General features: G+C 51.6%; 16 protein-coding genes and 1 pseudogene. 3 read left to right on the top strand and 14 right to left on the bottom strand.

Annotation, left to right across the window (positions count from 1 at the left end; genetic code table 11):
* Positions 1-11 precede the first annotated feature (11 nt).
* The 9 genes and pseudogenes from CUJ86_RS12200 to CUJ86_RS10270 all read right to left on the bottom strand — a co-directional run bounded on the left by CUJ86_RS12200 (position 12) and on the right by CUJ86_RS10270 (position 8,070).
* A complete protein-coding gene (locus CUJ86_RS12200; protein WP_235855648.1) occupies positions 12-257 on the bottom strand; it encodes an acyl carrier protein in 246 nt (81 codons plus the stop codon).
* A gap of 130 nt (positions 258-387) precedes the next feature.
* A pseudogene (locus CUJ86_RS12380) lies at positions 388-684 on the bottom strand (holo-ACP synthase); the annotation flags it as partial.
* 627 nt (positions 685-1,311) lie between these two features.
* Positions 1,312-2,439 (bottom strand): DegT/DnrJ/EryC1/StrS family aminotransferase, encoded by a 1,128-nt coding sequence (locus CUJ86_RS10240; protein ID WP_130647479.1) that lies wholly within the window; start codon positions 2,437-2,439, stop codon positions 1,312-1,314.
* Positions 2,436-3,320, bottom strand: a complete 885-nt coding sequence (gene rfbA, locus CUJ86_RS10245; protein WP_130647480.1) for a glucose-1-phosphate thymidylyltransferase RfbA — start codon at positions 3,318-3,320, stop codon at positions 2,436-2,438. The genes CUJ86_RS10240 and rfbA overlap by 4 nt, the downstream gene beginning before the upstream one ends.
* Entirely contained in the window at positions 3,317-4,384 is a 1,068-nt protein-coding gene (rfbB, locus tag CUJ86_RS10250; protein WP_130647481.1) for a dTDP-glucose 4,6-dehydratase, read from the bottom strand. The genes rfbA and rfbB overlap by 4 nt, the downstream gene beginning before the upstream one ends.
* Before the next feature lie 154 nt (positions 4,385-4,538).
* Positions 4,539-5,798 carry a nucleotide sugar dehydrogenase gene (locus tag CUJ86_RS10255; RefSeq protein WP_130647482.1) on the bottom strand — a complete coding sequence of 420 codons (1,260 nt, stop codon included), beginning with the start codon at positions 5,796-5,798 and terminating at the stop codon, positions 4,539-4,541.
* Entirely contained in the window at positions 5,780-6,706 is a 927-nt protein-coding gene (locus tag CUJ86_RS10260) for an SDR family oxidoreductase (RefSeq protein ID WP_130647483.1), read from the bottom strand. Before CUJ86_RS10260 ends, CUJ86_RS10255 begins: the two co-directional genes overlap by 19 nt.
* Before the next feature lie 224 nt (positions 6,707-6,930).
* Positions 6,931-7,578 carry an acyltransferase gene (locus CUJ86_RS12330; protein ID WP_130647484.1) on the bottom strand — a complete coding sequence of 216 codons (648 nt, stop codon included), beginning with the start codon at positions 7,576-7,578 and terminating at the stop codon, positions 6,931-6,933.
* 45 nt (positions 7,579-7,623) lie between these two features.
* On the bottom strand, positions 7,624-8,070 hold the full coding sequence (locus CUJ86_RS10270; RefSeq protein WP_130647485.1) for a sugar phosphate nucleotidyltransferase: 447 nt from the start codon (positions 8,068-8,070) through the stop codon (positions 7,624-7,626).
* 592 nt (positions 8,071-8,662) lie between these two features.
* On the opposite strand from CUJ86_RS10270, the gene CUJ86_RS12085 reads away from it, so the two are divergent.
* Positions 8,663-8,884 (top strand): hypothetical protein, encoded by a 222-nt coding sequence (locus tag CUJ86_RS12085; protein ID WP_207231412.1) that lies wholly within the window; start codon positions 8,663-8,665, stop codon positions 8,882-8,884.
* Positions 8,885-8,930: 46 nt separating this feature from the next.
* Here the strand turns inward: CUJ86_RS12085 and CUJ86_RS10280 are convergent, their stop codons facing one another.
* The 5 genes from CUJ86_RS10280 to CUJ86_RS10300 all read right to left on the bottom strand — a co-directional run bounded on the left by CUJ86_RS10280 (position 8,931) and on the right by CUJ86_RS10300 (position 10,759).
* A complete protein-coding gene (locus tag CUJ86_RS10280) occupies positions 8,931-9,113 on the bottom strand; it encodes a hypothetical protein (protein WP_328590972.1) in 183 nt (60 codons plus the stop codon).
* A 77-nt stretch (positions 9,114-9,190) separates the two neighbouring features.
* Positions 9,191-9,616 carry a type VII toxin-antitoxin system HepT family RNase toxin gene (gene hepT, locus CUJ86_RS10285; protein ID WP_130647486.1) on the bottom strand — a complete coding sequence of 142 codons (426 nt, stop codon included), beginning with the start codon at positions 9,614-9,616 and terminating at the stop codon, positions 9,191-9,193.
* Positions 9,613-10,050 carry a type VII toxin-antitoxin system MntA family adenylyltransferase antitoxin gene (gene mntA / locus CUJ86_RS10290; RefSeq protein WP_130647487.1) on the bottom strand — a complete coding sequence of 146 codons (438 nt, stop codon included), beginning with the start codon at positions 10,048-10,050 and terminating at the stop codon, positions 9,613-9,615. Before mntA ends, hepT begins: the two co-directional genes overlap by 4 nt.
* Positions 10,051-10,280: 230 nt before the next feature.
* Positions 10,281-10,487: a type II toxin-antitoxin system RelE family toxin gene (locus tag CUJ86_RS10295; RefSeq protein ID WP_235855651.1), complete on the bottom strand. Its 207-nt coding sequence runs from the start codon at positions 10,485-10,487 to the stop codon at positions 10,281-10,283.
* 44 nt (positions 10,488-10,531) lie between these two features.
* Positions 10,532-10,759, bottom strand: coding sequence for a hypothetical protein (locus CUJ86_RS10300; RefSeq protein WP_165394875.1), 228 nt, complete (start codon positions 10,757-10,759; stop codon positions 10,532-10,534).
* Positions 10,760-10,969: 210 nt separating this feature from the next.
* On the opposite strand from CUJ86_RS10300, the gene CUJ86_RS10305 reads away from it, so the two are divergent.
* Both CUJ86_RS10305 and CUJ86_RS10310 read left to right on the top strand, forming a co-directional pair.
* Positions 10,970-11,260 (top strand): nucleotidyltransferase family protein, encoded by a 291-nt coding sequence (locus CUJ86_RS10305; RefSeq protein WP_130647489.1) that lies wholly within the window; start codon positions 10,970-10,972, stop codon positions 11,258-11,260.
* Positions 11,261-11,281: 21 nt separating this feature from the next.
* Complete coding sequence (locus CUJ86_RS10310; RefSeq protein WP_268878251.1) at positions 11,282-11,584, top strand: HepT-like ribonuclease domain-containing protein; 303 nt, start codon at positions 11,282-11,284, stop codon at positions 11,582-11,584.
* The last annotated feature ends 162 nt before the right edge of the window (positions 11,585-11,746 follow it).

The following is an 11,746-nucleotide window of genomic DNA, read 5'->3' on the forward strand; positions in this document are numbered from 1 at the left end:
TATTGAGTTGGTTAGAACTCCATACCATATTTTGCAAGAATTTCCCGTCCTTTTTCATAAGATGAGAGATCAATGATATCATCTGTTTCCATCATGATATCAAAGGTGTCTTCGAGTTCGGCGATTAAACTCATGTGACCAACCGAGTCCCATTCGGGGATACTCTGATACTTTAAGTCTGCATTGAGTTTTGATTCGTCGATTCCAAACGCCTCTTGGAAGGCGTTGTTGTATTTTTCCAAATTTGACAAGCTCATGACCTCTTTGAATCTGAGTTGTTTTACTATTCTCTTTATATGAACATATAGTTTTTTTTGTATCTGTGTAGAGGATAACAAAAGCAATTGCGGAGGTTTCTGAGTGGCTTATACTTATATCTGATTTTAAAGATAGGATTTTGTCGTTATTTGTATGGAGTACGAGATAGGGTCTGCCTGTTTTATTATTGAATACTTCAATTTTGTTTCTTTCCAGATAGAGGTCGAGACCAGAGAGTGCTTTGATTACAGCTTCTTTTGCAGCAAAGCGTGCGGCAAGGTGCTGCGCTGGATCTGCTTTGGAGAAGCAGTACGCTTGTTCGTGCGGGGTAAAGCAGAGGTTGAGGAAGGATTTCTTTTGTGTGGTTGGAGCATGGAAGCGGGAGATGGCGATTATATCAACGCCAGTGAATATTGAAGCACACATATTGGCTATCTACTCCTTATTTTTGACATTTTTTTACAGTCTCTGTTTCAAGTGTATCATGCATCGGCAGGCACAACTCTTTTGCTCACATTCTGCGCAACTGAATCCCCTTCGAATGGATACTTCCCCTGATAGCAGGAGAACTCCGTTACAATCAGATGTTATGAACTCACGCATTGTAATGGGAAACATTCCGTCACACAATTTGGAAGTGTAATGAATCTTTTTTGATTCCCAGTTGACTCTATATCCGTCCATAATCATTGCTCCTTCATCACCAAATACCTATCTCTGAGGTCATTTTAAAAGGGTTTGCAAAATTTTGTTGTACCCTTATCGGAACATCTTTCTAGAAGATTTCCGCCCCCTAGGCCATAACAGAGGTCAGAACAGGGAAGGTGTTGTCCTGATATCGCTCTACAGGGGGGGGCCGAGAAGTGCACCCCCTGTTTTGCTGGGTGCATGAGAAACTCGAAGAGTTTCAAGTGGGTGTTCCCGCCCGGCAAAGACGTTTTGGGACAAAACTCCAATTTACCGGAATATCATGACCCCTGGTTTTATCTGACTCCCCCTATGGCAGTGATCTGCGCAAACGCCTCACCAAGCATCAGAATTCTCTTCATGTAGTTACCCTTCAATCAAACCTTTCTCCTTGAGTTCCGCCGGCATCCCCTCAACACCGGCATCCCATGACGAGATCATCGTTGAAATGATCTGTTCCTGAACATCTAAGGGAAGCGTGGGGTACATAGGAATACAGAGCACCCTACTTGCCTTACTCCTCGATATGAGGGTTTCCTGTTCGGAACGACCATATCCAAGGGTGTCCAGTGAGGGATAAAAGTACCGTCGTGGAAATATTTCCGCTTCATTCAGGTGCTCCTGGGTTTTGAGCAATGCGGATTTTGAAGGAAATATCACCGGGAAATAGGCATAATTTCGCGTGGCGCCTATTTTCCACACTGGCATCTCGATGTGCCCATCAAATGCTTCGTAATAGCGGTTATACACCTCTTTTCGCTTCTGGAGGACCATGTCGATCTCATCCAGCATGCACAGTCCCATGGCGGCATGGAACTCGCTCATCTTGGCGTTTATCCCGACGCCAACTACCTCGCCATTGTCGTAGCCGAAGTTGATAATACTGCATGCCCGCTCATAGTCCTCCTTCTTTTTAAAGATAATCGCTCCACCCTCGACCGTATGAAACACTTTGGTCGCGTGGAAACTGAGCGTAGCGGCGTCGCCCCACTGCAGAACGCTTTTGTTATTTAACTTTACACCAAAAGCATGGGCAGCATCGTAGATCACCTTCAGGTTATACTCGTTTGCTATCTGATCAAAGACTTCTACATCACAGGGGTTTCCGTACACATGAACCGGAACAATGGCAGTAACGCCTGGCTCTATTGCTACCCTGGTTTTTTGAGGGCACAAATTCAGGCTATCCGCGTCGATATCAGCATAAATTGGTTCGATGCCCTCCCATTTCAGTGAACTGCTGGTGGCAGGGAAACTGAATGGTGTGGTGATCGCTTTTCCCGTAACACCCAGAGCCCTATAGGCTACCTGGAGGGCCAGAGTTCCGTTGGCTACCAGGAGGAGGTTGCGTACCCCAAGATATTTCTCCAGGCGCTCTTTCAGCTCTTGAGCCAGAGGACCGTTGTTTGTAAGCTGGTTGTTCTGGTAGCAGCGCTCGATATACCTGATATAATTGCTTTTTTCTGGAAGATAGGACTTTGTTACGGGGATCATACGTGCATCACGCCCTCTGACTTCAGCAACTCAAGAAGATAATGTCCATAACCATTTTTGGCTACAGGTAGTGCTAGATCTTTAATCTGTTCATCGCTCAACCAACCATTCCGCCAGGCAATCTCTTCAAGGCAGGCGATCATGTAGCCCTGCCGTTTCTCTATCGTTTCTACGAATTGGGCTGCATCAAGGAGGCTGTCGTGGGTACCTGTATCCAACCAGGTAAAGCCCCGCCCAAGCAGTTCTACGTTAAGAGCGCCACGCTCCATGTATGCCTGATTGACGCTGGTTATTTCAAGTTCGCCGCGGTTTGAGGGCTTGACCTGTTTGGCAATCTCCACAACATTATTGTCGTAGAAATAGAGGCCGGTGACCGCATAGTTTGATCTCGGGTGCGCTGGCTTTTCCTCTATAGAGATCGCTCTCATCTTTTTGTCAAACTCCACGACCCCGAAGCGCTCTGGATCTTTTACCTGGTACCCAAAGATCGTTGCACCGGATGTCTGGTTGAGCGCTTTTCTGAGTCGGGGAGTGAAATTCTGGCCATAGAATATGTTGTCGCCCAGAATAAGGCATACATTATCGTCGCCGATAAAATCCTCTCCTATGATAAAGGCCTGGGCCAATCCGTCAGGACTGGGCTGGATCGCATAGGTCAGTTCAATTCCGAACTGGCTGCCATCCCCAAGGAGCCGAATGAAACTGTTTTGATCTTCTGGTGTGGTGATGATCAGGATATCCCTGATACCCGCGAGCATCAACACCGATAAGGGATAATAGATCATCGGCTTGTCATATATAGGCAGAAGATGCTTGGAAATCCCCCTGGTGATCGGGTAGAGCCGCGTGCCGCTACCTCCAGCGAGCACGATCCCTTTCATATCTGAACCCCCAGTCGTTCTCTCTGATAGGATCCGTCCTGCACCCTCTTGCACCAGTCAAGGTTCCTTAGATACCATTCAATGGTTCTACGAAGACCTGACTCAAACGACTCTGTAGGGGCCCAGCCAAGATCTCTTTGTATTTTGCTTGCGTCTATAGCATAGCGTCTGTCATGACCCGGTCGATCTGTTACAAAAGTGATCATGTCCTGATAATGTTCGATGCCGTTTGGCTTGCCTGGAACGCGTTCTTCGAGTAACTCGCAGATTTTTTGTACGACTTCAAGGTTCCGCTTTTCGCTGTTGCCACCAATATTATAGGTTTCTCCAACTTTTCCCTGTGTGGCCACCAGACAGAGGGCGCGAACGTGGTCTTCAACATAGAGCCAGTCGCGGATCTGATCACCCTTTCCGTATATTGGCAGGGGTTTACCTTCAAGTGCATTGAGGATTATAAGGGGAATGAGTTTTTCCGGGAACTGATATGGTCCGTAGTTATTAGAGCAGTTTGTTACGATTGTTGGCAGTCCATATGTCCTGAACCATGCTCTGACGAGATGATCTGAGCTTGCTTTGCTTACAGAATAGGGTGAACTTGGCTTATATGGATTTATTTCGGTAAAAGGTTTATCTTCCTCTTCCAGATCACCATATACTTCATCTGTCGAGATGTGGTGAAAACGGAATTGGTTCTTTTTATCAGGGGACAACGTCTCGTAGAACTTCCGGGCCACTTCTAGAAGAGTATACGTTCCAAAGATATTGGTCTGGACAAACGCTGCGGGGCCATCAATGGAGCGGTCAACATGCGATTCCGCGGCGAGATGCATGACAATATCTGGTTGATATTGTTCAAATACCCTCTGTAAACTGGATGGATCACAAATATCTACCTGTTCAAAATGATAACGTGGACTGCATTCCACTTCTTTGAGCGATTCTAAATTACCCGCGTACGTTAATTTGTCAACATTAATTACTATGTGGTCCGATTGCCCGATCAGGTGGCGTATAACTGCAGAACCGATGAAACCTGCTCCGCCGGTGACGATGATGTTTTTCATACAATAGACCCCATCTATATTATTCACGCCTTCTATAAGTCGACTCTATGATCTGTTATCTATATACAATAAATATTTTGATTTTTCAATAATTGACACATTTTTTGTTTTTTAATTTTTTTGACTCAGAACCTTTCACAGAGCTAAAATTGTTCTAAAGTGTCCGGTAAACACACCCCTCCCTCACCCCATCATTCCTCCTCAACATCCCTGTCACATCCACAATGATCGGCTTCCCATTGCAGATCTGGAGCACCTCATCCAGCGTCAGCGACGCAAACGCATCATGCGGCGAGTTGATGATGATGCAGTCCACCGGGCTGCCGACGCCCTGGAGCGATGCGATCGGCCGCGCCCCGAACCGCTCAATCTCTTTTGCCCCGAGCAGCGGGTCATACCCATACACGTTCACGTCGAACTCCTTCAACTCGTGGATCATCTCGCTGACCGGGCTCTCCCTGGTGTCCGGGACGTTCTCCTTGTAGGTGAGGCCCATGATCAGCACCTTCGAGTCCCTGATCACCTTGCCGGCCCGATTCAACTCTTTGATCGCCATGTCGGCAACATGCCCGGGCATGGAGTCGTTGATCGCACGCCCGGCCAGGATCACCTGGGGGTGGTAGCCGAGCTCCTGGGCCTTGTGGACGAGGTAGTAGGGGTCGACCGGGATGCAGTGGCCGCCGACGAGGCCGGGGCGGTACTGGTGGAAGTTCCACTTCGTGCCGGCGGCCTTTATGACCTCCTGGGTGTCGATGCCCATCTTGTGGAAGATGAGGGAGAGCTCGTTCATCAGGGCGATGTTCAGGTCGCGCTGGATGTTCTCGATCACCTTCGCCGCCTCGGCCGTCCTGATGTCGGGGGCGCGGTAGACGGTGGTGATGAGGCCGTAGAGTTCTGAAAGGGTGTCGCCGGACTCCTGGTCCATGCCGGCGACGATCTTGGTGATCCTGGCGAGCTCGTGCGCCTCATCGCCCGGGTTGATCCGCTCGGGCGAGTAGCCGACCTTGAAGTCCTTCCCGCAGACGAGGCCTGATTCTTTTTCAAGAATCGGTTTGACGATCTCCTCGGTGACGCCAGGGTACACCGTCGACTCCAGGACGACGATCGCACCGGGCTTGAGGTTCCGGCCGACGGTGCGGGCCGCCGACTCGACAAAGAAGAGGTCGGGCTCCTTGGTCCGCTTCACCGGCGTCGGGACACAGATCGAGATGAAGTCGGCCTTTTTGATCTCGGTGGGGTCGGAGGTCACGTGCAGGGGCGCCTTCGTGGTCTTGGCGATGTGCCGCGCTTTTTCTTCGACGATCTCGTAGCCGATGGTGTTGATCTTCTGTGCAAATGCCTCTGCAAGGGGCAGGCCCACGTAGCCGAGCCCGACGACGCAGACGGTCTTGTCCTTCAATGATTCCTGAACCATGCGATTGTCTCCTTGAGTCCTGCTTTGAGGTCATATTGCGGTGCATACCCGAACGCTGCCTGTGCCCGGGAGATGTCGGCCAGGGAGTCCCGGACGTCGCCCGGGCGGGGCGCTTCGTGGACCGGTTCGACGTCTGTGCCCACGATCTCCATGATGGTGTGGGCGAGCGTCAGCAGGTCGATCCGCTCCCCGCAGGCGATGTTGAAGGCACCCTGTGCGTCGCTCTCCATCGATTTTATGTTGGCCTGGACGACGTTTTTGATATAGGTGAAGTCACGGGTCTGTCCTCCGTCGCCGTAGATGACCGGCGGCCGGCCGACCAGGATCTGCTTCACGAAGTTCGGGATGACGGCGGCATACTGGGAGTTCGGGTCCTGGTGCGGGCCGAAGACGTTGAAGTAGCGGAGGCAGACGGTCTGGAGGCCGTAGAGGTCGGAGAAGACTGAGGCATAGTACTCGTCGGCGATCTTTGAGACGGCGTACGGGGAGAGGGGGCCTGGAGTCATACCCTCGTGTTTGGGCAGGGTGGGTGTGTTGCCGTAGACCGACGAGGAGGAGGCCATCACGACCTTCCGGACGCCTGCGTCGCGGGCCGCGAGGAGGACGTTTAAGGTGCCGGTGACATTTGCCTCATGCGTGGCAAACGGGTTCTTCACCGAGCGCTGGACGCTCGGGAGGGCGGCCTGGTGGAAGATGCCGTCAGCGTCCTGGAAGAGGTCCTGGAGGAGGGGTGCGTCGTTGATATCTCCCCGGACAAAGGTGACGGTTCCGTTATCGATAAGGCCCTGGATGTTTTCCATCCGCCCTGTTGCGAGGTTGTCGATGATCGTGACCTCGTGGTCCTGTGAAAGTGCGCCGGCAAGATTCGAGCCGATGAACCCTGCCCCGCCTGTGATGATGTATTTCATATCGTTCTCGCCATTTTTTTAGAATTTTAATTTTATTCGTCTTTTCCATAGAAAATTGTATCGAAATGAGTTCATATGGTGCGGTTAAACTAAGGGGGCTGATCAACTCCTAATTAAGGAAACACCGTGGGAGCATAGCCGTATAGTAGTAGATCTTTGATGGGTTTTTCGGGATTTTTAGGATGTATATAATTTCAGGACATCCTAAAATTAGGATGTGATCCTCATTTTACACGTCCCATTAATCTTTGCTCATTTTGAATTTTTTCCAAATATTTGCGGGAGAATCTTTTTTCTATTGGATATAGGGTTTCTTCATGTCGTAAGATGGTATCAACATCCCAGCGAAATTTTATCACTTTTGCTGGCACTCCTGCAACGACAGAATACGGTGGAACACTCCGTGTTACGACTGCTCCCGCTGCAACAATTGCCCCTCGACCAACTGTTACTCCATGTAAAATAATAGCACGGGTACCAATCCATACATCATCATCGATGACCACACCCAGATCATCCTCGGGCCTTTTATCAACATCCCGTACATCGATCATATATTTTCCTATAAATGTTGTATTATGATTACCCCCTCTAATGGTCACTTCAGGGCCGAACATCACCTTATTTCCAATGTGAATAGATGAACGAGACGCGATTAGGGTGGGTCTACTGCCAAGTGATACATCGTCGCCTACAAAAATATTCTCAAAGTAATACTCTCCATCTGGATCGAACGAAAAGTTTCTGCCATGTGCTCCGAAAAGTGGGTTATATAAGTGCATTAAGACATAACGCCGAACACGTTTGAATAAAAGATGACACGAACCAATATATGACAATAATCCTCTAATTTGGGTGATAGTCTGCGCCATTGAATAACTCAACTCCATTAGATCTTTCTGAGATTGGAGAGCTTTCTATACGACCGCGAGGTCGGAGAGGCCGATCGTGGTGACTAGGTGTTCCTCCACGAGGCCCTCTGCCGCCCTGAAGGTCGTCGTGTAGGCGTCACCGCCCTCGATGAGCTGGTCCGAGGAGAGCACGGCGACGGTATCGTCCCCGCACTCCTCCAGGATGGTCATCATGCCGTAGGCGATCGCCGGGAGGGTGTTCTTCCCCTCCGGTTCGGTGAGGACGCGGCAGGGGGCGCCGATCTCGGCGAGCTGATCGGCGACCAGGAAGCGGTGCGCGGTGCTCGTGATCACGTAGATCTCCTCGGGGCGGGAGAAGAGGAGCGCCCGCCGCACGCTTCGCTGGAAAAGCGACTCTTTGCCGAGGAGGGGGATGAACTGTTTCGGGTAGCAGGTCCGACTCAGGGGGAAAAGGCGGGTGCCCGAACCGCCCGCAAGGATGATCGTCTTCATGGTGGGGGGTCTCCGGGAGAATGTGCGAAAACTCACAGCATATTTTGCGGCAATGACCTATATGGGTTTCTCTTTGGCCCCATCAACGATCTCCACTATAGGCTGTTATTTCCAGGGATACCCGCTTTAAAACCGATGGATCCCCATTACCCCGGGAATGGAGCGCATGGCCCCTCCCCTGAGGACACCCCCTCCGGGACCCGCCCTTCACCATTGACAAAATACGCCCATATCTGGCCTGGATCCAGGGATCACCCCCCCAATCCCGCCCCATACCGCCGAGATCCAGAGATCCATCCCCTGCGGACGGCATCCGAAAAATCAACGAAATTCCGCCCCCTCTCCTGCCCTTCTGGGAGCCAATATGATTGGCAGTAATACAAACCCCTTCACACCCCCGCATACCGCCGGGGGTGGAGCAGGACTCCGGGCGGAAATCCTCTGAATCCAGGCAATTTCGCCGATTTTCTGTTTATTTGTGGGGATCACCCCGTGTGAATGCCGGGAGAGGAAACAAAAAAGACGGCCGTTCCGGGTCCTGTGGGTGCACGAAGGCTAGGGCGTCTCAACCTGACGTGCGTGAATACTCTTTATGAGCACGCTCGATCGTCGTGATCTTCTCGATTTTCACGATCCGCTCATTGTCCTCGATGATAGAGAACACGGCAAAAGACCTGCTGACATGAAGGCGGTACACCGCAGGAGGATGGGGGTAATCGAGTTTTTCCTTGTTTCCCCCGGGATAGGGATCATCTCTCAGGCCCAGGATCTTTTCTATGACGATGCGCCGGCTTTTCCCGGACAGCTTCTTTAAAAATTCTTCAACTTTCTTTTCGATAACAGGCGTGAACTCCCACGCCTCAATCGTCCTTCATGATCGCTTCCGGGTCAAAGGCAACGAACTCACCCTCCCTGTCGATATCAACGATCATCTGCCGGTCCCGATAGTCCCGCTCGCGCCGGATCATCCTGGAGAGCAGGTCGTCATAACTCTGTCCGGCTTCTTTCAGGTCGTGTAGACTCTTCCAGATGTACTCTTTCACGGGAATGTGCTTGATCTGACTGCCTCTCGTCTCACTCGTGCTGGGGGATATACGGGGTGATCGATCGTGAGCCATAATTATTGGTCGGACAAACGCCGTTCCTGGAGATGTTCCTGTATGGCAGCAAAAAATCCTTTGAGAGCGATGAGATCCTGGTGGAGGATCGCATAAACCTGTTCGAGGTCCAGATCCCAGTAGATATGAACCAGGACATTGCGAAATCCCGCCAGAGCCGAAAGGTCTCGAGTGAGCGGTTCGGGAAGGATCCCATTTTCCCTGAGGATCTCAAACGTTTCCCGGTAACTTGCCGGTCTCCGCAATCGCTCTTCTGCGATCAGATCGGTCGCAATATCGATCGCCGACTGAATCCCGACCATCATCGCATGAAAAACCATGTTTCGGGTATCCCGATCGGAAAAAAATTGCTCTCGGGAGATGCATTGATACCGCTCCCAGTCTCCAATTGCGTCCTGCAGCTCCCGCATGTGGTGAAGAATTCTCATCGTACCTCTGATGCAAGAAGGGCCCTATCCATCCTGTCGTAGAGAGGCTTGAGATCGAGGTACTTCGCCATGACATCGGCCTCAAATGCGATCCGCAGCCCCTCATCCCGGGCAAAGACCACTCTCCCTGTCCTCACCACCTCGTACTGAAACTCCACAGGTGCATTGTTGAGGATCCGAAGGTCCACATCAAACCTCGGGGTGATGCACCGCTCCAGATCTGATGCGATCGTCATGGAGTACTTGAAGAGTTCATAGGGTTTCCTCTCCCTGGAAAGGAGGATCCCTATATCGATGTCATGAAAGTCGTTTTGCACCAGGAACGAACCATAGAGGTAACCGAGCAGGAGATCCTCGAAACCTGACAGGCACCGGCTGATCTCTTTGATCATCTGTTCTTTATCGATATCGTTTCCATCTCGCCCAGGAGACATGATTGTTTCAACCTGATACTAGGGTTGGGTGAAGGTAGAATAAAGCTAACGTTGCACTGAATGCTCTGTTATAGAGGGGCCCTCGTCCACGACCTCACGGCCAGACTGCAGGTGGAATACATACTGATGAGAATTGTTGGAGGGAGCTCAGGCGATAAGAAAATCAATGAGGAAATCACTGGCCGCCCGAGGCTATACGCGCCCGTATCTCCGGTGTGCCTTTTCGATCGTCATGAGGTGGGTGATATGGACGATCGCAGCCTCTGGATGGTATAGATCGCAGTAAAAGAACGTGCAATATGCATCCGGTAGATGGACCGGTTTTTGCCGGTATGGAGTTTCTCTTTGTCACCGCGAGAATGAGGATAGGGGTTCTCCTTCAGGAGGTTCAGGGTGTCTTTGATGATCCGCTGGCTCTTTGGATCAAGGGAGTTCAAAAACGTATAAGCCTCTTCATCCACACAAACGCGAAAAACCACACTTACAGCTCCACGAACCTTTTGCGGGCCAGGACAGCCTCAACATCATCTTCGAGCTGCTGCTTCTTCGCATGCTCTACCAGATCTGCAATAATTTCGTCGAATGTTCTGTTTGGGCCCTTGAGATCCGAGATAGCTTTATAGGTTTTTTCTGATACGGGGATGAACTCCGTCGTAGTCATCGAACCATGATATGTGCTGATCCTACATAGTCCTTCTTTCAGTACCATGGGAATGGCTTCCAGGCGCCGGGTTCATCTCATGTGGGGGCCAGCAGGTGTGGGGTAGGTGACGAAGGCCTCTACATTGTGCGGACCGGGAAGAGACAGATGCCGCTGGCCCCCATCGTTATCAGGTGAACGCCATGCAAGGGGCCGGCAGCAGATCGCGGAAACGGGAGCGGCCCCATGGCAACCTCTATAGAGATAGGAGAGGATCAGATGAGCCTGTATGCAGATGTGCTGGAAAAACGGGATGAGATTCTGCGGATCGCAGCAGATCACGGCGCCCTTACGGTCCGGCTCTTCGGCTCGGCCGTCAGGGGCGAGGAGACCCCGGAGAGCGACATCGATCTCCTCGTCGAGTTTGAACCGGGAAGAAATCTCCTCGACCATGTCGCCCTCGTCCAGGATCTGGAGGATCTGCTCGGCCGCAGGGTCGATGTGGTGACCGAGGGAGGGCTGCACTGGCATATCAGGGATCGCATCCACCAGGAGGCCGTCCCCCTGTGAAAGACGATCTGGCCGTACCTCATCCATACACTCCGACAGGATCGAGTCCTACGAGAACGGGAGGCGTTCATGACATCGCCGATGGTGCAGGACGCGGTGATCCGCAACTTCGAGATCATCGGCGAGGCGGTGAAGCAGGTCTCTGAACCGGTGAGAGAGAAACGCCCGGACGTCCCCTGGCGTGCGGTTGCCGGCCTTCGTGATATTCTGATCCATCGATATATGGGTGTGGACCTGACCGCTGTCTGGGACGTCATCGAACAGGACCTCCCTGCATTGAAGCGGGCAGTTGCAGAGATCCTGGCAGATCTGCAGGATCCCTGAACCGGGCGGATTTATACCGTACTACGAGAGACGGCCTCTCCAGTGAGGGGAAAACACCCCCCTAATAACGAGATCCCACCCTGATGGGCAGCGCATACGCTCAAAGATCGAGCAACGCATGGATCAGGGGTTTTTGAGCCGGGATCTCGTGGGTGATGACGT

The organism is Methanofollis fontis (genome assembly GCF_004297185.1).
Classification (GTDB): Archaea; Halobacteriota; Methanomicrobia; order Methanomicrobiales; family Methanofollaceae; genus Methanofollis; species Methanofollis fontis.

What these genes read in the sequence shown, in the direction of transcription:
- CUJ86_RS12200 (WP_235855648.1), bottom strand. Translation starts at nt 257, where the DNA reads ATGAGCTTGTCAAATTTGGAAAAATACAACAACGCCTTCCAAGAGGCG.
- CUJ86_RS10305 (WP_130647489.1), top strand. Translation starts at nt 10,970, where the DNA reads ATGAGCCTGTATGCAGATGTGCTGGAAAAACGGGATGAGATTCTGCGG.
- CUJ86_RS10255 (WP_130647482.1), bottom strand. Translation starts at nt 5,798, where the DNA reads ATGGTTCAGGAATCATTGAAGGACAAGACCGTCTGCGTCGTCGGGCTC.
- CUJ86_RS10270 (WP_130647485.1), bottom strand. Translation starts at nt 8,070, where the DNA reads ATGAAGACGATCATCCTTGCGGGCGGTTCGGGCACCCGCCTTTTCCCC.
- CUJ86_RS10240 (WP_130647479.1), bottom strand. Translation starts at nt 2,439, where the DNA reads ATGATCCCCGTAACAAAGTCCTATCTTCCAGAAAAAAGCAATTATATC.
- rfbA (WP_130647480.1), bottom strand. Translation starts at nt 3,320, where the DNA reads ATGAAAGGGATCGTGCTCGCTGGAGGTAGCGGCACGCGGCTCTACCCG.
- CUJ86_RS10300 (WP_165394875.1), bottom strand. Translation starts at nt 10,759, where the DNA reads ATGGTACTGAAAGAAGGACTATGTAGGATCAGCACATATCATGGTTCG.
- mntA (WP_130647487.1), bottom strand. Translation starts at nt 10,050, where the DNA reads ATGTCTCCTGGGCGAGATGGAAACGATATCGATAAAGAACAGATGATC.
- rfbB (WP_130647481.1), bottom strand. Translation starts at nt 4,384, where the DNA reads ATGAAAAACATCATCGTCACCGGCGGAGCAGGTTTCATCGGTTCTGCA.
- CUJ86_RS12330 (WP_130647484.1), bottom strand. Translation starts at nt 7,578, where the DNA reads ATGGCGCAGACTATCACCCAAATTAGAGGATTATTGTCATATATTGGT.
- CUJ86_RS12085 (WP_207231412.1), top strand. Translation starts at nt 8,663, where the DNA reads ATGAGCACGCTCGATCGTCGTGATCTTCTCGATTTTCACGATCCGCTC.
- CUJ86_RS10260 (WP_130647483.1), bottom strand. Translation starts at nt 6,706, where the DNA reads ATGAAATACATCATCACAGGCGGGGCAGGGTTCATCGGCTCGAATCTT.
- hepT (WP_130647486.1), bottom strand. Translation starts at nt 9,616, where the DNA reads ATGAGAATTCTTCACCACATGCGGGAGCTGCAGGACGCAATTGGAGAC.